Here is a 21,007-nt window from a genome sequence, read left to right as displayed (position 1 = left end):
CCGCGTCGATCAGGATCCCGCCACCTCGTCGTCGGGACGCCGCCACGGGCGTCGGCGCGAGCGAGGCGTCCGCCCGTCGACCCGTCGGGCCGTACCCTGGGGCGTCGGCGACTCCTCCCGGGGGCGCCCTCTTCGCCCCCCGAGCACCGGAGTAGACGAGCACGTGACTGGCAAGCGCCGGGCCGCAGGCCCTCCTGAGACGCGGAAGCCCACCAGCAAGGCGGCTAAGCCGAAGCGCACCTGGAAGCAGCGCCTGGGGCGCCTCGCCCTCTGGGGCACGGTCGGCCTCGTCGTCGTGGCCCTCATCGGTGCAGGTGCCTTCTACTACCTCTACCGCACCACACCCATCCCGACGCCGAACGAGGACTTCGAGACCCAGACGTCGTTCGTCTACTACGCCGACGGCAAGACGGAGGTCGGCTCGTTCGCGACCCAGCGGCGCACGTCGATCCCGTACGGCCAGATGCCGCAGACGGTGAAGGACGCCGTGGTGGCGGCCGAGAACCAGACGTTCTGGACCGACTCGGGCATCGACGTCAAGGGCATCCTGCGTGCAGTGTTCAACAACGCCTCGGGCAACAGCACCCAAGGCGCCTCCACCATCACCCAGCAGTACGTGAAGGTGATGTACCTGACCCAGGAGCAGTCCTACAAGCGCAAGCTGAAGGAGGCGATCCTGGCCCTGAAGCTCCAGCGCCAGGTGAGCAAGACCGAGCTGCTCCAGAACTACCTCAACACGATCTACTTCGGCCGCGGCGCCTACGGCGTGCAGGCCGCCGCCAAGGCCTACTTCGACAAGCCCGCACGACGACTCACGTTGCGGCAGTCGGCGGTGCTCGCCGCGGTGCTCAACAACCCGAGCCGCTTCGACCCCGCCAACGGCAAGGCCAACAAGCGGGCGCTCAAGGGCCGCTACGAGTACGTCCTCGACTCCATGCTCAAGATGGGCACCATCGACGCCGCCGAGCACGATCAGGCCATCAAGCGGCTGCCGAAGTTCCCCGAGATCGACGCGCAGAGCAGCTACGGCGACCAGAAGGGCCATGTGCTCACGCTGGTGCGCGACCAGTTGCACGCGCTGGGCTACACCGACGACCAGATCGACGGCGGCGGCCTGCGCGTCACGACCACGCTCACGCCCGAGGCGATGAAGGCGAACGAGGACGGCATCATCTCGGCGCGCCCCGACGGGTTCGGCGACAAGCAGCTGCACGCCGCCAGCGCCAGCGTCGAGGTCGGCACGGGCAAGCTGCTCGGGTTCTACGCCGGCCAGGACTTCCTGGACTCCCAGATCAACTGGGCCACGGCGGGCGGGATGGTCGGCTCGACGATGAAGCCGATCACTCTCACCGCCGCTCTCCAGGCCGGCTTCTCGCTCAAGGACCGCTTCGCCGGCAACTCCCCCTTCGAGTTCCCCGACGGGTTGAAGGTGCGCAACGAGGGCACCGGACCCGACGGTGAGGGCGAGGACTACGGCACGTCGGTCGACGCGATCACCGCGATGGAGAAGTCGATCAACACCGCCTTCGTGGACATGTCGAACTCGATCCCCGACGGTCCGAAGAAGATCTACGCCGAGGCCGAGAAGATGGGCATCCCGCCGACCGAGGCCGACGACGCCTACCCGGGCATCCCCAGCACCAGTCGCGACCTCAGCCCCGATGACACCCTCATCACCCTCGGCCGTGCAAGGGTCAGCCCGATCAACATGGCCAACACCTACGCGACCATCGCCAACGGCGGGGAGCGGGTGCCGGTGCATCTCATCGAGAGCGTGGAGTCCACCGACGGCCAGGCCGACGACTACAGCTACAAGCAGTCCCAGGAGAAGGCGATGAGCTCCGACATCGCCTCCGACGTCTCCTACTCGCTGCAGGAGAACGTGACCGATGGCACCGGTCAGGCGGCGCAGGCCATCGGGCGACCGGCAGCCGGCAAGACCGGCACGGCCACCAACGACAAGGACGAGGTCTCCTCCGCGTGGTTCGTGGGATACACCCCGCAGGTCTCGACCGCGGTCATGTACGTGCGCGGCGACGGTGACGACCAGCTCGACGGGTGGCTGCCGTCGTACTTCGGCGCCGACTACCCCACCGACACGTGGGCCGCGATCATGGAGCCGATCATGGCCGGCCGCAAGGTCGAGGACTTCCCCGAGCCGGCCTACGTCGACGGCACCGCGCCCACCAGCGGGCACGACCCCTCGCCGACCCTGACTCCGCAGCCGACGAAGAAGGCCTCGCCCACCACGAGGCCCTCGCCCACGAAGTCGAGCTCGCCGACCTCGAGCTCGACGCCCACCAAGACCCCCTCGCCCACGGCGTCGTCGTCTGGGTGCAGTGGCATCCTGTGCAACCCCTCGGACTCGCCCTCCTCCTCCGGCTCCGGCGGCTCCAGTCCCAGCCCGAGCGCCAGCTCGAGCGGCGGCGCCAGCGCCTCGCCGTCCGCGGGTGGCAACCCGAACGGGCGTCAGCCGATGGCCGAGGAGGTCTCGGCGGGTCTGCTGCTGTGGCGGATGCTCCTGTCGTGACCGGTCCTGGCAGACCCGCTCTGCGGGACGCCGTCGTGGCGCCGACGCTCGACGACCCCGTCGTCGGCCGGCTCAGTGCCGTCGTCGGGGGCCCTCGGGGTCAGCATGCGGGTCGGCACTGGTTCTGGACGCCGGTGCGGGTGCTGCTGGCGCTCACCGCGCTGTGCTTCGTGCTTGGCATGGCGCAGAAGTCGGGTTGCTACGAGGACACCTGGACCAACGGGCAGCAGCGCTACACGCACATGTGCTACTCCGACCTGCCCTACCTCTACACCGGTCGCGGGCTGGCCGAGCGCGCCTGGCCCTACTCCGAGGATCCCGACGTGCGGGCCCGCTACCCGCAAGTCATGGAGTATCCGGTCGGGATCTCGTACTGGGCCTACGGCACCGCGCTCGCGGCGCAGGCCCTGACCGGCTGGCCGGATCTCGCCGACCGCGAGTCCGGGCCGACCGCGGACCTCTACGGCCGACCCGACGTGCAGCGCGAGATCCGGGCGTTCGTCATCGTCAACGCGCTCGGGTTCGCTGCCTTGGCGCTGCTGGCCACGTGGCTGCTCGCCGGCGTGACACCGCGTCGTCCGTGGGACGCCGCCGCGTTCGCCGCGGCCCCGGTGCTCGCCCTCACCGCGCTGATCAACTGGGATCTCATCGCCGTCGCGATCGTCGCGGGGATCCTATGGTCGTGGGCGCGCGACCGTCCGCTGCTCACCGGAGTCCTGATCGGGCTCGGCACCGCCGCCAAGCTCTACCCGCTGTTCCTGCTCGGCGGGCTGCTCGTGCTCTGCTGGCGACAACGGCGGTGGCGCGACCTCGCCCTGGCCAGCGTGGCGGCAGCAGTGGCGTGGCTGGTGGTCGACCTGCCGGCGATGATCTCGGGGTTCTCGCAATGGCAGGTCTTCTGGACCTTCAACTCCGATCGCGGTGCCGACCTCGGCTCGATCTGGCTGGTCATCGACCAGGCGTTCGCTACCACGATCTCGCCGTCCACGATCAACGAGGTGTCGCTGGTCTTCTTCGCGGCGTGGTGCCTCGGCGTGCTGGTGCTCGGCCTCCGGGCGCCGAACCGACCGACGTTCGCGCAGCTCGGCTTCCTGCTGGTCGTGGGCTTCCTGCTCGTGAACAAGGTCTACTCCCCGCAGTACGCGCTGTGGCTGCTGCCGTTCGCGGTGCTCGCTCGGCCGCGCTGGCGCGACCAGATCGTGTGGCAGGCCTGCGAGGTGCTCTACTTCGCCTCCGTCTGGTGGTACCTCGGCGGTGAGCTCAAGCCGGGAGGTGGCGGTGACGCCGGGTTCTACTGGCTCGCGATCGCGGTGCGGATGGCCGGCGAGCTGTACCTGGTCGCCTTGATCGTGCGCGACCTGCTGCGTGGGCCCTCGGCGCCGCGGATACGGCCCGACGTCTCGGAGTCCGCCGTACCCGTGGGTCGCTGAGGGCTCCCGAGAGACCGGGCGGCGCGCCTCCGGCCCGGGCCTCTTCCAACAACCCTCCACAAAGATTGCACACACAAGCAACAAAATCCGCTCAGGCGCAGACGCGATGGCCAGAGCCTTGTGTTCGGTTCGCGTCACCGCCCACAGTGGTCTCATCGCCGTCGCTCGGGGGGCGACGGCGATCCGGTGGGCCACCGCACTCACACCGCTGGCCCACCGTTCGTCGTTTCGCGTGCGGGGGCACGGATACGGCGGTGGGGCCGGTGCGCCCCCCTGGGGGGATCCAGAGCACCGGCCCCAAACCCGGAGCAGTGTCGGGCGGGCTCGTCCCACCGCACTTCACCCGAAGAGGTGAACGAACTCGCCCAGGGGAACCCAGCCCCACACCGAGCCGGCTCGAGGTGGATCCGGCGCGAGCGGGGCTCGTACCGACTCGGTGCCTGCGGCTCAGTCGATCTCGACGCGGTCGGCGGTCGTGGTCGTGTAGCGCACCCGGACGTCGACTCGGTCGCCGACCGCGGGCACGCGGTCACCGGCGGGCACGAAGAGCATGGAGGCCTGCATGTGCGGCGGCTCGGCGAAGAGCCGCTGGGCACCGTCGACGAAGAACGGCGAGCGCACCAGGCCCAGCGCCCCGAGACCGCCCCGCGCGAGGGTGGCGGCGCGGCCGCGGGCGCCGAGATCCCCGGTGGGTGCCTCGAGGCCGATGCCGTGGGCGGTGCCGCCGGAGACGACGAGCAGGTGTCCGCTGCGCGCGAAGCTGCGCCCCCGGTAGCCGAAGGCGGTGCCCCGCGGCAGCTCGTGCGCGTCGAGCACCTCGGCGCTGACCCGCAAGGCGTCGCGGTCGCCGAGCCACAGCGAGGTGCCGATGCGGGGCCGGACGACGAGGTCGGGCCACCGCTGGGTGAGGGTGCCGAGCTCGGCACGAGAGAGGTGTGAGACGTATACGGTGCGCCTCGCGGCGCCGGGCAGGTCGGCGCCCACCACCTCGGTGAGCAGTCGCTCCGCCTCGGCGAGGTTGCCGCCCCGGCCCAGCGGCAGGTGCAGTGCCACGCCCTCGCACCGAGCGCCGCGCGTCGAGCGGACGACGCGTGCGGCGTCCCAGAGCTCGCGTGCGGTCATGCCGTGGCGCAGCATCGAGGTGGCGCGCTCGAGCACGAACCGCGCACGCGGGTTGCGCTCGAGGAGGACCACGAGGTCGTCGCCGCGCGAGACGGTGTGCACGACGCGCTCGGCGGCGGCGGCGAGCGGTGGGTCGGTCGCGCGCCACGGAGTGAGCACCAGCAGGTCGCCGTCGAAGCGCTGCACCACCTCGGGCAGCTCGGGGTAGGTGCCCACGGCCAGCGTGTCGACGCCGAGCCACTGGGCCCGCCGCGCCAGCCGACCGACCGAGAGACCGTAGCCGTTGCCCTTGGCCACCGGCACCAGGCCCGGTGACGCGGCGTGCGTCTCGCGCAGGTGGTTGCGCCAGCGGTCGCCGTCGACGTGCAGCACGAGGCTCATGGCAGAACCCTCAACGCCGGGCCATGTAGAGCGAGAACGCCTTGTACAGCGCCCGGTTCAGCGGCAGATCCCATTCGCCGGCGTACTCGACCGCCTCGCCGCCGGTGCCGACCTTGAACTGGATCAGCCCCACGTGAGGGTCGTCGGCGTCGAGGGTGTCGGTGATGCCGCGCAGGTCGTAGACGGTCGCGCCCGCCGCGAGGGCGTCGCGCATCATCTGCCACTGCACGGCGTTCGACCCGCGTACATCGCGCTTCTCGGTCGAGGAGGCGCCGTAGGAGTACCAGGCGTGCCGACCGACCCGCACCGCGATGGTCGCGGCCACGAGGTCGCCCTCGTGCCGGGCGGTGTAGAGCCGGATCCGGTCGGGAGCCTCGGCGGCCATCGCCTCGACCATGGTGCGGAAGTAGCCGAGCGGGCGCGGGGTGAAGTGGTCGCGCTCGGCGGTGTGCACGTAGAGGCCGTGGAACTCCTCCAGCACCGCGAGCGCCTCGTCGGCTCCGGTCGTGCCGCTGACCTCGACGCCCGCCTTGGCGGCCTTCTTGATGTTGCGGCGCCACTGCTGGTTCATGGTCTTCAGCACGGCGTCCTCGTCGAGAGGCGCGCCGTCGTCGCCAGCGAGCCGAACCCAGAAGTTGTACTGCGGCTGGCCGGCGGAGAAGCCGCCCTCGGTGAGCTGCTGCTGCCAGCCGAGCTCGCGCAGTTGAGCCACGACGCGAGCCCCCGCGGGGCCGCGCTCGTCGGGGGCGAGGTCGGTGAGCCGGGCGACGGACTCATCGGCGATGCCGTCCTTGACCTGCTGCGCGCTCCAGCGGGCCGTGACCACAGGAGGGCCGATACGGACGCCGAAGGCGCCGGCCGCCTTGCAGTGGCGGGCCAGCGGCACCAGGGCCTGAGCCAACTGCGAGCCCGCCCACTCCGAGCTCCAGTCGAGCACCGGCCCCTCGGGCACGTAGGCGAGGAAGCGCTTGAGCTTCGGCAGCTGGCGGTAGAGCACCAGCGCGGTGCCGACGAGGTCGGGCCCGTCGAAGAACCCGAGGGACTCCCGGCGCCACTCTGCCTTGACCCGGCCCCAGGCCGGGGTCTGCAGGAAGCTGGCCGAGGGCTGCGTGGCGATGAAGGCCAGGTGGTCGGCCTCGTCGATCGCGCGGACGGTCAGGGGATCGTTGGCAGACACAGTCGGGAGGCTACCGGCGCCGTGGGGGTGATCGATCAGAGCCGCTCGCGCAGCCAGGCGAAGTCGGCGGCGTGCGCCTCTGCGGGCCCCGGGGTCTCGCACACCACGGGCGCGGCGGCCTCACGGACCACGTGGGCCAGCAGGTCGGGCTCGATGAGGCCCGCGCCGAAGTTCGCGTGCCGATCGGCGCCGGAGTCGAACTCGTCGCGGCTGTCGTTGCAGTGCACGAGGTCGATGCGCCCGGTGATCGCGCGGATCCGTGCCACCACGTCGGTCAGCTCGATGCCGCCCGCGTGGGCGTGGCAGGTGTCGAGGCAGAACCCGACCCGGTCGGCACCCTCGGCCCGGCCGACCGCCTCCCAGACCCGCTCGATGCGCTCGAGGTGGCGAGCCATGGCGTTGTCGCCACCGGCGGTGTTCTCGATCAGGAGCGGGATCTTGAGGTCGGTCGCCTCGATGGCCTTGCGCCAGTTGTCGAAGCCCTTCGCCGGGTCGTCGGCCTTGTTGACGTGACCGCCGTGCACGATCAGGCCTCGCGCGCCGATCTCGGCGGCGGCGTCCATGTGTTGTTGGAGCAGCTTGCGACTCGGGATGCGGATGCGGTTGTTGGTCGTGGCGACGTTGACGATGTACGGCGCATGCACGTACAGGGCGACACCGGCCGCCTCGGCGTCGGCCCGCAGCTTCGCGGCCCCACCCTCGTAGCGGATCTCGGGGCCCCGGTAGCCCTGCGGGTCACCGAGGAAGAACTGCACCAGCGGCGCCTCGCGCTGGGCCGCCTCGGCCAGCGGGTCGGTCTGCTCGACGTGGGCACCGATCATGATCTGGGGCGCGCTGCCGGCGGGGGTCTGGCTGCTCATGCCCGCCACCCTAGGAGGCGTCGACGACAAATCGCCGGCCCGGTCGCCGCGCTGGTAGCCTGCCCTGTCGCGTCGTGCCCACCGATGGGTCGGCGCACACTACGCAAAGCCCTCCTGCCACGGAGAGACCGTGGCCGTTTCCAGTCCAGAGGAGGTGGAGACCGCTGTGCGTGCCTATGAAGTGATGGTCATCCTCGACCCGAGTCTCGACGAGCGGACGATCAATCCGTCGTTGGAGAAGTACCTCGGCGTGGTGACCAAGGACGGCGGCACCGTCGAGTCCCTCGACGTGTGGGGCCGTCGTCGCCTGGCCTACGAGATCAAGAAGAACACCGAGGCCATCTACGCGGTCATCTCGCTCACCGCCGAGCCCGCGACGGTCAAGGAGTTCGACCGTCAGCTCGGCCTGAACGAGGCGATCCTGCGCACCAAGGTCCTGCGGCCCGAGCTCCGCTGAGCCCGAACCGCAACGATCCGGCTGATCGATCGATCGCTGGACCTGTGGACGACCACCTCCCGGTGCTCGAAGATCCCTGCGAGGATCGACGCGTTGACCGGGGCCACCGAGGGTGGCCAACCCACGGATCCACTGACATCACCATCTAGGGAGACCCCATGGCAGGCGAGACCGTCATCACGGTGGTCGGCAACCTCGTCGACGACCCGGAGCTGCGCTTCACCCCGTCGGGTGCGGCCGTGGCGAACTTCCGGATCGCCTCGACGCCGCGCACCTTCAACCGCCAGACCAACGAGTGGGAGGACGGCGAAGCCCTCTTCCTCTCGTGCTCGATCTGGCGGCAGGCGGCCGAGAACGTCGCGGAGTCCCTCACCAAGGGAGCCCGCGTCGTCGTGCAGGGTCGGCTCAAGAGCCGCTCGTACGAGACCCGCGAGGGCGAGCGCCGCACCGTCATGGAGCTCGACGTCGAAGAGGTCGGCCCGTCGCTGAAGTACGCCACGGCCAAGGTCACCAAGGCCTCTCGGGGCTCCGGGGGCGGTTACTCCGGCGGTGGCGGTGGCGGGAGCGCCCAGAACGACCCGTGGGCGACGTCTGGTCCCCAGCAGGGCGGTGGACGCTCCGGTGGTCAGGGCGGCTGGGGCGACTCCGGCGGCGGCCAGGGGGGTGGCCAGGGGGGCGGTTCGTCTCGTCCCTCCGGCGGCGACCCCTGGGGTGCCCCGGGCGTGGGCGACGAGCCCCCGTTCTGATCTCCCGCCTGAGCGCTCACGCTCCCTGATCGCATCGATCAACCCATCCATCCACACCCCAACCATTCCGATCCGGTAGCCACTCCGGAACGGGCTTCACGAGAGGAAGCACCACAATGGCCAAGGCAGTGATGCGCAAGCCCAAGAAGAAGGTTTGCCAGTTCTGCAAGGAGAAGTCGGGCAGTGTCGACTACAAGGACACCACCCTGCTCCGCAAGTTCATCTCCGACCGCGGCAAGATCCGCGCTCGGCGGGTGACCGGCAACTGCGTCCAGCACCAGCGCGACGTGGCCATCGCCGTCAAGAACGCCCGTGAGGTGGCTCTGCTGCCCTACACCTCGACCGGTCGCTGAGGAGGAGTCGCACCATGAAGCTCATCCTGACCCAGGAGGTCACCGGACTCGGTGGCCCCGGCGACATCGTCGAGGTGAAGGACGGCTACGGCCGTAACTACCTCGTCCCGCGGGGCGTGGCGATCCGCTGGACCCGCGGCGCCGAGAAGACCGTCGAGTCGATCCGCTCGGCTCGCTCGGCCCGCTCGGTGCGCGATCTCGCGCACGCCGAGCAGATCAAGACCGCCCTCGAGCAGGGCACGGTCAACGTCACGGTCAAGGCCGGCGAGAGCGGACGCCTCTTCGGCTCGGTCACGCCGGCGGAGATCGCCGGCGCGGTCGCCGAGACCAGCGGCGAGACCATCGACAAGCGCACGATCGCGATCAGCAACCCGATCCGGTCCCTCGGTGCCCACCAGGTCACCGTGCGCCTGCACGACGAGGTGAGCGCCACCGTCGCGCTCAACGTCGTCAAGGGCTGACCTCGGCCCACCGGCACGACCCGATGACGACAGCGGGGCCGGATCCCTCCCACACGGAGGGGTCCGGCCCCGCTGCCGTTCCGGCTGATCTGCTGGCCGACGCGCTCAGCGCATCATGATCGCGTCGAGACTCACCGGCCTGCCGCCGCGGAACGTCTTGAGCCGGAAGGCCCCGGTGAAGGAGTTGGCGTGGGTGCCCCGCACCAGCACGACGTCCTTACGCTCCAGGGTCTTCCCGCCGAGGGGGATCTTCTTCCACCACTTCATGCCGGGCGTCTTGTACTTCAGCAGACCCTGTCCGGGGCCGGTGGTGGCGAGCAGTCGGACCTCGCGCACATCGGTGCCCTCGAACGACAGCGTGGCGCCTCGTCGGGTGGTGCGTGCGAGCGTGCGGCCGAAGTACCCGCCCTTCTTGTAGGTCGTCCACTTCGGCTGGTCGGAGACCGTGATGTCGGCGGGCACCCAGAACGTGGTCTGCGCGATGTTGCCGACGTTGTCGGCGCGGTCGGTGGCCTGGGCGGTGATCGTCGTCTCGCCGGGCGCCAACCGCCGGAAGGTCTGCTTGCCGGTCGAGCACGGAACGCTCCGGTCGTTGACCGTGCAGGCCAGGGCCACCGAGCGCTCGGAGGCGGCGAGCTGGAGGGTCGGGCTGTTGGTGGTGGTCATCGGCCGCTGGGGCGACTCCAGGTCGCTGGGCGTGCCGAAGATGTAGGTCTGCGGAGCCGTCGTGTCGACGAAGACCTGGGCCTGCGCGGGACTCTCGTCGAGGTCGGGCAGGTCGGTGGCCGCCCCCGGCTGCAGGGTCGGGCCCAACGGGCCGGCTGCGGTGGCGTCGATCTGGTGGTCGGCGCGGTCGATGGCCCGGACGCGGAACGTGAAGGGGGTGTCGGTGGTGTCCTTGACGCCGTCGGACTCGTCGTAGGTCACGGGGCTGGTGCAGTCGCTCCAGTCGGTGGGCGCGGTGCCCTGGAAGAACTGGCACTGGAAGACGATGGGGTCGGTGTCGGCGTCGGTGTAGGCGCCGGTGAAGTCGAAGGTCAGCGTGTGCGTGGAGGCGTAGCCGGCCGCGCTCACCTGCGGCTGAGCGGTGATCGTGGTCTCCGGAGGCGACTGGTCGTCACACGGAGCCCCCGAGCGGACGCCGAGCTGGTTGGTCGGCGCGACCTCGGTGGTGCAGGCGTCCGCGGCGTGGGCGCTGGTGCCAAAGGCGACCGGGAGCAGCGCTCCGGCCACGACCGAGGCGGCCAGGGCGCACGTCAGCGGCTTCGCGGGAGTGCGGCGGAACGGGGAAGGAACACGCATCAAGGGCCTCGGCGGGGGGAGTGCGGACGACGACGGCAGCCGGGTGGTGCCGAGTCATCCAACGAGCGCCGAGTGGCCAGGCTACGAATCCGCGCGGCCTTTCGTGGCCGAACCGTCGATCTCGACCGGAGCGGGTGGCATCGCCCAGGGGCGCTGCCCATGGGCGAAGCAGAGCAGGATCGTGCCGAGGAGGCTCAGCGCGGCCACGGCTGCGGTCACGGTCGTGAGCCGGCCGACGCCGGCACCGAGCACGACGACCGGGAGCAGGGCCGCGGCGACGACGAGCGACGTCAAGGTCGCCCACCACGCCGAGGCCCGGCGGTCACCAGCCTCGCCCGAGACCGCGCGCAGGTGCCGGCCGAGCAGTGCGAGCACGGCCAGCTGGGGCAGGCTGAGCGCCCACGAGATCGAGGGGTCGGCGCCGTCGACGCGGGCGTGCACCGAGGGGATCCACACGATGCCGGCCACCACCAGGGCGATCAGCGCCGTCGTCAGGAGCGTGCGGCGCACGGCGTCGGAGGCCGGCAGCCGGCGCAGGCCGACCAGCACGAGCACCCAGCCGACCGGGTCGGGCAGCAGGTCGTACCCGTGGGCGGGGGCGACCAGGGTGATGACCGCCAGGCCCAGGGCGACCAGCTGCAGGGGTGGCATGGGGCCAACCTACGCAGCACCGCTCGCAGTGACCTCGTTCACGCCCCGGTCACCAGCCACGCGGTGCCGCGCTCTCGCCGGACCAGCACCGCCCAGCGGGCGCCCATGAACCCGGCCGCGAACGCGACCCAGGTGCCGAGCAGGCCGCCGGCGCTGGCTCCCCAGCCGAGCAGGGGCAGGTAGAGGACCAGGCAGAGGGTTCCGGCCCAGGCGAGGTAGCGGCCGTCGCCGGCGCCGATGAGCACGCCGTCGAGCACGAAGACGACCCCCGCGACCGGCTGGCCGAGGGCGGCGATGACGAGCACGGGGACCAGCCGCCGGTGCACGTCGGGGTCGGAGGTGAACAACGGCCCGAGCAGCGGACTGGCCGCGGCGAGCGCGACTCCGGCCACGAGGCCGCCGAGCCAACCCCACCGCACGAGACGGCGGGTCAGGGCCCGGGTCTGCTCGAGGTCACCGGCCCCGAGACTGCGCCCGGTCAGCGCTTGGCCGGCGATGGCGAGAGCGTCGAGGGCGAAGGCCAAGAACCCCCACAGCGTCATGGCGAGTTGGTGCGTCGCGAGATCGACGTCGGTGCTCCCGACCGCGCTGCCGGCCGTGACGGCCACCGTGGTGGCGAGCAGGGCGGCGCGCAGGGTGAGGGTGCGCACGACGAGCGGGACGCCGGCGCGCGCGGCCTGGCGGACGCCGTCCGCGTCGGGCCGGAGGCGAGCGCCCTCGCGACGGGCTCCGCGTACCACGACGACGAGCAGGGCGGCGGCGCTGCCGAGTTGGGCGAGCACGGAGCCGAGTGCCGAGCCGGCGATCCCGAGCCCGAGACCGAAGACGAGCACGACGTTGAGTCCCAGGTTGGCGAGGTTGCCGATCACGGCCACCAGCAGCGGGCTGCGGGTGTCTTGGAGACCGCGCAGCACGCCGGTGGTGGCGAGCATGACGAGCAGGGGGGTGACGCCGAGCAGGGCGATGCGCAGGTAGGTGGTGGCGTGGTCGAGGGTCGCGGCCGGTACGTCCAGCAGCGAGAGCACCGGTGTGGTGAGCAGTTGGCCCAGGCCGGTGGCGACGACGCCGATGATCACGGCGAGCCATGCGCCGTCGAGACCGAGAGCCAGAGCACCGGCGCGATCGCCCGCACCGAGCCTGCGGGCCACGCCCGCGGTGGTGCCGTAGGCGAGGAAGACGCAGAGTCCGACGATCGTCTGGAGCACGACGGAGGCCAGCCCGAGTCCGGCCAGCTCAGCGGTGCCGAGGTGCCCGACGACGGCGGCGTCGCCCAGCAGGAACAAGGGCTCGGCGACGAGGGCCAGGAACGCCGGCACGGCGAGCCGCACGATCGCACGGTCGGTGGCTCGATGGCCGGCGTCGGGGTGGCTATGGCGGAGTCTGGGACGGCGCGATGGCCCGGTCATACCAGTCGGCCTTTCGAGCGGCGATAGTCCGTTCGGACCATGCGGTGGATAACTCCGTGGGCTCTGTGGATATCAGGAACCGAGCCGTTTGTGTCGACATACCGACAGGTGTGGCGCAGGTAACACGCAGGTGAACGCCACCGATTTCCCGATTGTTTTCGCTCCACACGTGTGACTGACCATCGTCGCAGGTCAGGATGGGTTTGCGGCAACCCGGACGGGAGTTCTCCACAGCTCTCTCCCCACCCTGTGCACATGAAATCCCCCGTCCTCCACGGAAGTCGCCGAGTTATCCCCAATGCCTGTGGATAGGGCCCTGTTCCCGGACCCGTTCCGGCACGTAGCGTCGCGTCCTCCAGGCGGCTCTCGAGCACTCCGCCGCATGTTCTCGGAGCGGAGGTGTCGGTGCCCGTGGCTAGCGTCTCGTGCATCGGCGAGGAGGAGACCAGGTGAGCATCACCGACGAGACCAGCTACACCCCGCAGCCGCCCTTCGACGACTGGGGCGACGGCCCCGTCTCCTACGCGCCGGGCGAGCGTCCGAGCGGCGGGCCGACCGACCGCACGCCACCGCAGGACATGGCGGCCGAGCAGTCGGTGCTGGGTTCGATGCTCATCAGCAAGGACGCCATCGCCGAGGTCTCCGAGGTGCTGCGCGGCGCCGACTACTACCGCCCGACCCACGAGACCATCCACGACGCCATCATCGACCTCTACGGCCGCAGCGAGCCCGTCGACATGGTCACGGTGGCCAATGAGCTGAACCGGCGCGGCGAGCTCCAGCGCATCGGCGGGGCCCCCTACCTGCACACGCTGTCGGCCAACGTGCCGATCGCGGCCAACGCGGCCTACTACGCCGAGATCGTGCGCGAGAAGGCGATCCTGCGCCGGTTGGTCGACGCCGGTACCCGCATCGTGCAGATCGGCTACGCCGGCGCCGGAGAGGTCGACGACATCGTCGACGAGGCGCAGGCCGAGGTGTACAAGATCGCCGACAAGCGCGGCGGTGAGGACTACGCCCCGCTCGCCGACATCATGGACGGCGTCCTCGACGAGATCGAGGCCATCAGCAACCGCGAGGCCGGTCTCTACGGCGTCCCCACCGGCTTCGCCGATCTCGATGAGCTGACCAACGGCCTGCACGCGGGTCAGATGATCATCGTCGCGGCGCGCCCGGCCATGGGTAAGTCGACGCTGGCTCTCGATCTGTGTCGGGCCGCGTCGATCCACAACAACCTGGCCTCGTGCTTCTTCTCCCTGGAGATGACGCGCTCGGAGATCACCATGCGCCTGCTCTCGGCCGAGGCGAAGGTGCCGCTGAACCACATCCGCAACGGCGCGATGACCGACGAGGACTGGACCAAACTGGCCCGCAAGATGGGCGAGGTCTCCGGCGCCCCGATGTTCATCGACGACTCCCCGAACATGACGATGATGGAGATCCGCGCCAAGGCGCGGCGGCTCAAGCAGAAGCACGACCTCAAGCTCGTCGTCATCGACTATCTCCAGCTGATGAGCTCGGGCAAGAAGGTCGAGTCGCGCCAGCTCGAGGTCTCGGAGTTCTCCCGGCAGATCAAGCTGCTGGCCAAGGAGCTCGAGGTGCCGATCATCGCGCTCTCCCAGCTCAACCGTGGCCCCGAGCAGCGTGGCGACAAGCGCCCGATGATGAGCGACCTGCGCGAGTCCGGCTGCCTGACCGCCGACACCCGCCTGCTTCGCGCCGACACCAACGCCGAGATCACGCTGGGTGACCTCATGGCCGGCGAGGCGCGCGACGTGCCGGTCTGGGCACTCGACGAGCGGCTCAAGCTGGTGCCCCGCACGCTCACCCACGCCTTCCCGAGCGGTGTGAAGCAGACCTTCGAGGTCACGCTCGCCTCCGGACGCCGAGTCCGCGCCACCGGCAACCATCCCTTCCTCACCTACGACGGCTGGATGCCGCTGGCCGAGATCCCTCCGGGAGCCCGGGTCGGGTCGGTTCGCCACGTGCCGCCGCCGATGCTGATCACCCCACGCGACCCCGACGAGGTGCTGCTGCTCGCCCACCTGCTGGGCGACGGCTCGTTCGTGAAGCGTCAGCCGATCCGCTACGCCAGCATCGACGAGGCCAACCTCACTGCGGTCGCCGAGGCGGCGCACCGCCGCTTCGGCATCACCGCGGTGCGCGACGAGTACGAGGCTGCCCGGGTCACCACCCTGCGTCTGCCCGCGCCGTACCGACTGGCGCGCGGACGTCGCAACCCGATCGCCGCCTGGCTCGACGAGGACGGTCTCTTCGGGCTGCGCAGCCACGAGAAGTTCGTCCCCGACTGGGTGTTCGGCCTGCCGAAGGACCAGGTCGGGCTGTTCCTTCGCCACCTCTGGGCCACCGATGGCTGCGTGCACCTCGACGAGAAGCGCGGCATGGGCCGCATCTACTACGCCTCCACGAGCCGACGCCTGGCCGACGACGTCGCCCGCCTGCTCGCCCGCTACAACGTGTTCACGCGCATCAAGCGCGCCCGCAAGGCGGGGTACCGCGACAGCTGGCACGTGCACGTGGTCGGCGCCGAGAACCAGCTTCGGTTCTGTGACGACATCGGCGTGCACGGTGCTCGCGGTGAGGCCGTCACGCGCGTAGCCGCGCTGTTGCGCGACGTGCGCCCGAACACCAACCTCGACACCGTCCCGGTGGAGGTGTGGAACAAGGTGCGGGGTGTGCTCAACGACCAGGGCTTGACCCACCGCGAGTTCGCGTCGGCGATGGGCACGTCGTTCTCCGGCTCCACGATGTGGAAGCACGCCCCGAGTCGTGAGCGGATGGCGAAGGTCGCCGAGGTGCTCGGCGACGTCGACCTCGAGGTGATGGCCACCAACGACATCTACTGGGACTCCATCGCCCGCATCGAACCCGTGGGCGAGGAGGAGGTCTACGACGCCACCGTGCTCGGTGTCCACAACTTCGTCGCCAACGGCATCGCCCTGCACAACAGCATCGAGCAGGACGCCGACATGGTCGTGCTCCTGCACCGCGAAGACGTCTACGAGAAGGAGTCGACCCGCCCCGGCGAGGCCGACCTCATCGTCGCCAAGCACCGCAACGGCCCCACCCGCGACATCACCGTCGCCTTCCAGGGCCACTACAGCCGATTCGTCGACATGGCGCACTGAGTCTCCAGTGTTGCCGACGCTCGCCGATTTCCGGACGAAGCGCAGAATTCTCGGATAGCGAGGCGGATTCCTGGACGAAAGCGTCGCTACGATTGCGAACGACGGATCCGTGAGCCGCACGCTTAGGGGTCGCCAGCCGGTGTCAGTCAGGGAAGAACCCAAGCAGGGTGATGATCCGTTGATCTTGGGAGGGCAAGATTGCCCATGCATTTGAACCCACCATCGCCAGTCAACTCAATCTCACCGGCATCGATCTGAGCGAACAGCTCATCCAGCGCGCCCGAAGCCGCGAGGTCGGCCGCAGCCTGATAGCCCGGCATCTCAGCTCGTGCGGTACGCCGAGCAGCAGCACGTCCCACGCCGCTCCCCCAGCTGCTCACAGTCACGTCTACCTCATCGTTCTCAGTGGTCACAGCAGCCATCTTGATCCCTTCTCAGGACCAACCGCTTACACAGACCATCTGACACCCCCTATCTGGCAGGGCGTGTCGCATGTCATGACGTCGTACAGAGTCAGCGGAGACATTCCCAACGTGCTCGCCGTGGCGAGGACTTCCTTAGCGCCTGGCATGTCTGCGTAGGGGTCTTCTGGAAGAGCCGCTCGGACTTCTTCTCCTTTGGCGGTCGACGCTGCGATGGCCCGTGCGTTCGCCTCTGCGGTCATCGACTCGTAGGGCACTCCGAGCCCGTGCAGCAGATCCTTCTCGCGCTGCGGGAGTTCCTCCATCAACTCAGTGTAGGAGCGCCGCACCGCATCGTGATCGCCCGCAACCATCGGTGCGAACGCTCCCTCGGGCGGGAGGGTGTCCCACGGGTTGGCGTTGCCCGACGCGGTTCTAGTTCATCTGTGCGCGCCCGTGCCGAGGTGAACGCTGGTGCGGTCGGCGCCGATGCGGAGCCCGGCCCGGTCGGGTTACGGCCTGGCGCCACCCGTCAGCGGTGTTGCGCCGCGCGCGCGAGACCACGCCACCGACCGCGTGTCTCGGCGGTGAGGGGTTGGTGCCGGTTCCATCCGGGAAGCCGGGGGAACAGGCCTGCGACGATGGCGCAGGCAAGATCGGGCGTATCGAGCCCAGGGAGGGGCATGGAGACCCGTTCTCGGCCGTGTATGAAGCCTGCGACCAAGTCGCTCACCGGGTCGTGTGACCTGCCGGGCAACGACGCGGGCGATCGGCTATCGTGGGCGTACAGACTTCGACTTCACCTGCGCCGCCGGTGCCTTGGACGACCTGCCCGGCTCAGACGGATCCGGGCACCCCTTGACGGCCGAGGCTCGCGCGTTTCGGCGTTTGACGTCAGGTGTCCGTTGGAGTACAGCCCGACGTGTCGGCCCCGGCCTGCGGATCATGGCATGGGCTCACGGCGACGAGGTTGAGGCGGTCCGTGAGTCGGTCCGAGGGTCGTTAATGGCGAGGACGTCGCGCTGGTGCATGAGCCGGTCAAAAATTGCGGTGGCCGGGACGTCGTCGCGGACCACGGTGCCCCATTCGGTGACGGCCTTGTTGCTGGTGATGACCATCGAGCCGCGTTCGTAGCGGAGTAAGACGAGCTGCAAGACCATGTTGGCCTCGTCGCGGTCCAGAGACAGGTAGCCGACCTTTTCGACGACAAGCACTGCGAGGCGTAGGTAAGAGGCGAGTTGCCGGTTGAACCTGCCGACGGCCCCAGCGGCTCGTAGCTTGCGGACGACATCGTCGAGGATAGTGAAGTAGATCGAGAACCCGGCCTGACAGGCCGCTACGGCGAGCCCGACAGTGATTGTCGTCCGCCTCACTCCTGGCGGTCCAAGTCGCATCGCACCAGCTGATGCCTCGAAAACCAAGGCCGCGAAGCCAACGCGCTCGGCGACCTTGATGGCGTGAACGTTCACTTCGACGAAAGGATCGAAGCGGTCATATGGGCGAGGTCGCAGAGGGACGGCGTGCGTTACGGCAGGCCGTAGGCTGGGGCATGATCGAGGCCATCCAATCGGGGCGCTTTGGTCGCGCCGAACTTTGAAAGGTCTTGATTTCATGTGGCCTCGGGCTCAGACCGCGTCGCGTAGTGCATCCAACGCAGTTGAAGGGGGCCGACATCCCATCGGCTCCCAGTACGCTTCTCTAGCCTTGCGCAAGGCCGCCCAGCTGAATTCACCGCGTCGGAATATTCGGCCAGAGCACGAACCGTGCAGACTCGCGAAGCGCGTGGATAGCTCCTCGAACGGGCTCTCGAACGGTCACCGGCGTCGCCCCATGCACAGGCCGTGACGACCCCATGGAGTTCAGCAGGTAGAGGTACTCACGCTCAGCCGACCCCAATGCAGCACGGCCCGATGCAACCCACAAGCCGCCTAGTTGTCAACGTTAAGAGTCATGAAAATCAAGAGACCGGCAAGAAGCGGAATGGGATTGAGACAGGAGACCCACGATGAACGCGTCTAGCGATGGCCTCGGCCCCGAAGAATACTTGGCAAAAGTTCTCAAAGTTCTGGAGCATCCCGAGGATCTCCTGCGGGCGATTCGAGCTGCAAGCGACAGGGACGAACTCCTAGATGAAATATGCGGACTTCTTGATGTTGACCAGTTTGTTGCAACACTGCTCCTGCAGATGCCAGCCGAATCGCTTTCGTCGTACCGCCGGAGCGAAGTCGCGACAAAGATTGCCCACATGTATGAGGCGGGACATAGCGGCTCGCAGTGAAGTGGTCGCGCTCAGGACGGGAGGCGACGGCCCCGAGAAGCAACAATCGCATACGTAATGGCCACCTGAGTTGGGTCACGGGGCTTAGTGCCTTGCGTGGAGGTGGTCGAGGAGAGTCTGCTGGGCTTGGTCGATGGCGGGCGGGATGCTGCGCGTGGTGCCGTTGGTGTGCAGGGTCGCTGAGCGCAGTGGCTTGAGGGCCCGGATGATGTGGCGGATCGAGTACCCGCTGCGGATCTGGGCTTCGCGAGCCACGGCGAGCGCGGTGAACACGATGGTCAGGTGTGCCTCGATGGCCTCGCGGGTGCGAGCGAAGATCGGTCTCGCGCGTAGGTCGGTCTTGGACATCCGGAAGGACTGCTCGACGCGCCAGAGGTCGTGGTAGCTGGCGATGACTTCCCCGGCCGGCATCAGGTCTGCGGGGATGTTCGTGACGTAGCCCTTCAGTCCGGCCAGCCGACGAGCTCGGGCCAGCGAGGCCTCGTCGAGCATGGTGGCGCCGTTGCGGGTCTTGACGAACCGCGGTGTCCGGGCGGCCTTCTCACCGGCCACGGCCGCACGGGCCTTGTTCTCTTGCAGGGTCAGGGTCTTGTTGTCGCGTGCGGAGCGTTTGGCTGGGAACGCCCACACCGCGCGCCACGAGCCCGTGTGCACGCTCGGTTTCCAGACCGGTTCGGCCTTGAGCATCGGGTCCGAGGACGCGCCGGCACGGTTGCCGTGCCGTGGGGTGATGGTGTCGATGAGCTGCCCATCAGCGAAGGCGTCGCCGTGCCAGCGGAAGTGCGATTCGAAGATCGACCGGGGCCTTGGTGACCCGCGACCCCACGATGAACCGTAGACCGGCCTCGTCCAGCTGCCGCAGGTTCGCTGCGGAGAGCATCCCGGCATCAGCGACCACGACCATCTCCAGCAGGTCGTGGCGGGTCTGGAACTGCTTGATGATCGGCACGATCGTGGTGGTCTCTGCCTTGTTCCCCTCGAAACAGCCGATCTCCAGCGGGAACCCGGTCCGGTCGACCAGCAGCCCGACCACGATCTGGGGGTCCACGCGTCGTTCTTTGGAGTACCCCACCCGGCGTAGCGCGTCTTCGTTCTCGGCCTCGAAGTACAACGTGGTCACGTCGTAGAGCACCAAGCTCACATCACCGGCACTGGCGGCGTGAGCAAAGCACGCAGCCGCGATCTGGTCGCGGTATCCGCCGTCCTGAGCGCGGCGCAGGGTGCGTTTGCGGGTGGAATGGCTGGCCGCGACCCGCCCGAGGTCAGCGAGCACTCGATCGGCGTCGAGCAGACTGGTCGGCTCGACCACGCGTGCGATGACCAGGTCGCGGAACACCGCGTCGTCAACGGCATCGAAGCCCAACCCCGCATAGACCGCCCTCAGAGCCTCGTAAAGAACCTCGCTGGAGGTCCGCAGGATCCGGGTCGGGGTAACCAGACGCCTGGGCCCTACCCCCGGATCTTGGACACGGGGTGTGATTACGCGGCGGTCGGCAGCGTAGCGGCGCGGCGGGCCTCGTAGGTGGACGGGGACACGTAGCCGCACCAGGTGTGGTGGCGGCGGGTGTTGTAGCGGACGAGCCACCTGAAGACCTGCCAGCGGAAGACCTGCCGGCGGCAGGCCAGCTCGTCGGCCCAGCAGGCGGCGTCTTGGAGGATCTCGCGCTTCATGGTGGCGTTGAACGACTCGGCTAACGCGTTGTCTGCCGAGGAGCCGATGGCGCCCATCGACTGGGTGACGCCGAGCTTGATGCAGAACTTGGCGTAGGCCTTCGAGCAGTAGACCGACCCGTGGTCGCTGTGGAAGATCGCGCCCTTGAGGCTGCCCCGGGTTGCGGCGGCAGCCTTCAGCGCGTCCTCGACGAGCTCGGTGCGCATGTGGTCAGCGACAGCCCACCCGGCAAGCCGCCGGGAGTAGCAGTCGATGACGGTGGCCAGATAGAGGTTCGTGCCGTCGGTCAACGGCAGGTAGGTGATGTCTCCGACGTAGCGTCGGTTCGGGGCATCGGCGGTGAAGTTCCGCTTGAGCAGGTCGGGGTACTTCTGCCCCGAGGGTTCAGGGATGGTGGTCCGCACCCGGCGCTTCTTCGCGTAGCCGCGGATGCCTTCGGCGCGCATCACCCTGGCGACGCGCTTGTGGTTGACCCGATCGTTGGGGCTGGGTGCCGTCGTTGAGCTCAGCGGTGATCCGTGGCGCACCCTGGGTGTTGTCCTCGCCGTGGACGGCCCTGATCCGCTGCGCGAGCTCGGCATCAGCCCGGGCACGTTCCTCGCGTGCGGGAGCTGACTTGAGCCAGGCGTAA

16 protein-coding genes and 2 pseudogenes are annotated in these 21,007 nt (G+C 69.1%); 8 read left to right on the top strand and 10 right to left on the bottom strand.

Annotation, left to right across the window (positions count from 1 at the left end; genetic code table 11):
• Positions 1–163 precede the first annotated feature (163 nt).
• Positions 164–2,530, top strand: a complete 2,367-nt coding sequence (locus tag ISG29_RS19800) for a transglycosylase domain-containing protein (RefSeq protein WP_194505185.1) — start codon at positions 164–166, stop codon at positions 2,528–2,530.
• Positions 2,527–3,960, top strand: coding sequence for a glycosyltransferase family 87 protein (locus ISG29_RS19795; protein ID WP_194505184.1), 1,434 nt, complete (start codon positions 2,527–2,529; stop codon positions 3,958–3,960). The genes ISG29_RS19800 and ISG29_RS19795 overlap by 4 nt, the downstream gene beginning before the upstream one ends.
• 447 nt (positions 3,961–4,407) lie before the next feature.
• On the opposite strand, the gene ISG29_RS19790 is transcribed toward ISG29_RS19795, so the two are convergent.
• The 3 genes from ISG29_RS19790 to ISG29_RS19780 are packed head-to-tail and all read right to left on the bottom strand — an operon-like array spanning position 4,408 to position 7,500.
• Positions 4,408–5,463 (bottom strand): alanine racemase, encoded by a 1,056-nt coding sequence (locus ISG29_RS19790; RefSeq protein ID WP_194505183.1) that lies wholly within the window; start codon positions 5,461–5,463, stop codon positions 4,408–4,410.
• A 10-nt stretch (positions 5,464–5,473) separates the two neighbouring features.
• Positions 5,474–6,640: a lipid II:glycine glycyltransferase FemX gene (locus ISG29_RS19785; protein WP_328829951.1), complete on the bottom strand. Its 1,167-nt coding sequence runs from the start codon at positions 6,638–6,640 to the stop codon at positions 5,474–5,476.
• Between the two features lie 35 nt (positions 6,641–6,675).
• Positions 6,676–7,500: a deoxyribonuclease IV gene (locus ISG29_RS19780; protein WP_194505182.1), complete on the bottom strand. Its 825-nt coding sequence runs from the start codon at positions 7,498–7,500 to the stop codon at positions 6,676–6,678.
• Positions 7,501–7,666: 166 nt separating this feature from the next.
• On the opposite strand from ISG29_RS19780, the gene rpsF reads away from it, so the two are divergent.
• From rpsF to rplI, 4 genes are all read left to right on the top strand, one after another.
• The gene (gene rpsF, locus ISG29_RS19775; protein ID WP_194505181.1) at positions 7,667–7,957 is read left to right on the top strand and encodes a 30S ribosomal protein S6; all 291 of its coding nucleotides are present in this window, start codon (positions 7,667–7,669) and stop codon (positions 7,955–7,957) included.
• 158 nt (positions 7,958–8,115) lie between these two features.
• A complete protein-coding gene (locus ISG29_RS19770) occupies positions 8,116–8,703 on the top strand; it encodes a single-stranded DNA-binding protein (RefSeq protein ID WP_194505180.1) in 588 nt (195 codons plus the stop codon).
• Positions 8,704–8,819: 116 nt separating this feature from the next.
• On the top strand, positions 8,820–9,056 hold the full coding sequence (rpsR, locus tag ISG29_RS19765) for a 30S ribosomal protein S18 (protein ID WP_194505179.1): 237 nt from the start codon (positions 8,820–8,822) through the stop codon (positions 9,054–9,056).
• 14 nt (positions 9,057–9,070) lie between these two features.
• A complete protein-coding gene (gene rplI / locus ISG29_RS19760) occupies positions 9,071–9,517 on the top strand; it encodes a 50S ribosomal protein L9 (protein WP_194505178.1) in 447 nt (148 codons plus the stop codon).
• 105 nt (positions 9,518–9,622) lie between these two features.
• Here rplI and ISG29_RS19755 read toward each other — a convergent pair whose 3' ends face one another.
• The 3 genes from ISG29_RS19755 to ISG29_RS19745 all read right to left on the bottom strand — a co-directional run bounded on the left by ISG29_RS19755 (position 9,623) and on the right by ISG29_RS19745 (position 12,876).
• Entirely contained in the window at positions 9,623–10,819 is a 1,197-nt protein-coding gene (locus tag ISG29_RS19755; protein ID WP_194505177.1) for a hypothetical protein, read from the bottom strand.
• 81 nt (positions 10,820–10,900) lie between these two features.
• Positions 10,901–11,470 carry a hypothetical protein gene (locus tag ISG29_RS19750; protein WP_194505176.1) on the bottom strand — a complete coding sequence of 190 codons (570 nt, stop codon included), beginning with the start codon at positions 11,468–11,470 and terminating at the stop codon, positions 10,901–10,903.
• A 38-nt stretch (positions 11,471–11,508) separates the two neighbouring features.
• Positions 11,509–12,876 (bottom strand): MATE family efflux transporter, encoded by a 1,368-nt coding sequence (locus ISG29_RS19745; protein WP_194505175.1) that lies wholly within the window; start codon positions 12,874–12,876, stop codon positions 11,509–11,511.
• A 455-nt stretch (positions 12,877–13,331) separates the two neighbouring features.
• Between ISG29_RS19745 and ISG29_RS19740 the strand changes: the two genes are divergently transcribed.
• Positions 13,332–16,025: a replicative DNA helicase gene (locus ISG29_RS19740; RefSeq protein ID WP_407940250.1), complete on the top strand. Its 2,694-nt coding sequence runs from the start codon at positions 13,332–13,334 to the stop codon at positions 16,023–16,025.
• Between the two features lie 146 nt (positions 16,026–16,171).
• Here the strand turns inward: ISG29_RS19740 and ISG29_RS19735 are convergent, their stop codons facing one another.
• Together ISG29_RS19735 and ISG29_RS19730 are read right to left on the bottom strand one after the other, a co-directional pair.
• Entirely contained in the window at positions 16,172–16,447 is a 276-nt protein-coding gene (locus ISG29_RS19735; protein ID WP_194505244.1) for a hypothetical protein, read from the bottom strand.
• Between the two features lie 935 nt (positions 16,448–17,382).
• Positions 17,383–17,895, bottom strand: coding sequence for an ATP-binding protein (locus ISG29_RS19730; RefSeq protein ID WP_207793395.1), 513 nt, complete (start codon positions 17,893–17,895; stop codon positions 17,383–17,385).
• Positions 17,896–18,431: 536 nt separating this feature from the next.
• Here ISG29_RS19730 and ISG29_RS19725 point away from each other — a divergent pair.
• Positions 18,432–18,704 carry a hypothetical protein gene (locus tag ISG29_RS19725; protein WP_194505172.1) on the top strand — a complete coding sequence of 91 codons (273 nt, stop codon included), beginning with the start codon at positions 18,432–18,434 and terminating at the stop codon, positions 18,702–18,704.
• Positions 18,705–18,788: 84 nt separating this feature from the next.
• On the opposite strand, the pseudogene ISG29_RS21165 reads toward ISG29_RS19725, so the two are convergent.
• Positions 18,789–20,196 (bottom strand): annotated as a pseudogene (locus ISG29_RS21165) (IS1634 family transposase); the annotation flags it as partial.
• Positions 20,184–21,007 (bottom strand): annotated as a pseudogene (locus ISG29_RS19715) (IS3 family transposase); the annotation flags it as partial. The pseudogenes ISG29_RS21165 and ISG29_RS19715, both read right to left, overlap by 13 nt.

It is taken from the genome of Nocardioides acrostichi, assembly GCF_015319165.1.
GTDB lineage: Bacteria > Actinomycetota > Actinomycetes > Propionibacteriales > Nocardioidaceae > Nocardioides > Nocardioides acrostichi.
This window is presented reverse-complemented; position numbering and strand designations above follow the sequence as displayed.

Excerpts from the sequence above, each read along its gene's own strand:
- ISG29_RS19750 (WP_194505176.1), bottom strand. The coding sequence starts at position 11,470 with ATGCCACCCCTGCAGCTGGTCGCCCTGGGCCTGGCGGTCATCACCCTG.
- rplI (WP_194505178.1), top strand. The coding sequence starts at position 9,071 with ATGAAGCTCATCCTGACCCAGGAGGTCACCGGACTCGGTGGCCCCGGC.
- ISG29_RS19780 (WP_194505182.1), bottom strand. The coding sequence starts at position 7,500 with ATGAGCAGCCAGACCCCCGCCGGCAGCGCGCCCCAGATCATGATCGGT.
- ISG29_RS19745 (WP_194505175.1), bottom strand. The coding sequence starts at position 12,876 with ATGACCGGGCCATCGCGCCGTCCCAGACTCCGCCATAGCCACCCCGAC.
- ISG29_RS19790 (WP_194505183.1), bottom strand. The coding sequence starts at position 5,463 with ATGAGCCTCGTGCTGCACGTCGACGGCGACCGCTGGCGCAACCACCTG.
- ISG29_RS19735 (WP_194505244.1), bottom strand. The coding sequence starts at position 16,447 with ATGGCTGCTGTGACCACTGAGAACGATGAGGTAGACGTGACTGTGAGC.
- rpsR (WP_194505179.1), top strand. The coding sequence starts at position 8,820 with ATGGCCAAGGCAGTGATGCGCAAGCCCAAGAAGAAGGTTTGCCAGTTC.
- ISG29_RS19755 (WP_194505177.1), bottom strand. The coding sequence starts at position 10,819 with ATGCGTGTTCCTTCCCCGTTCCGCCGCACTCCCGCGAAGCCGCTGACG.
- ISG29_RS19770 (WP_194505180.1), top strand. The coding sequence starts at position 8,116 with ATGGCAGGCGAGACCGTCATCACGGTGGTCGGCAACCTCGTCGACGAC.
- ISG29_RS19725 (WP_194505172.1), top strand. The coding sequence starts at position 18,432 with ATGAACGCGTCTAGCGATGGCCTCGGCCCCGAAGAATACTTGGCAAAA.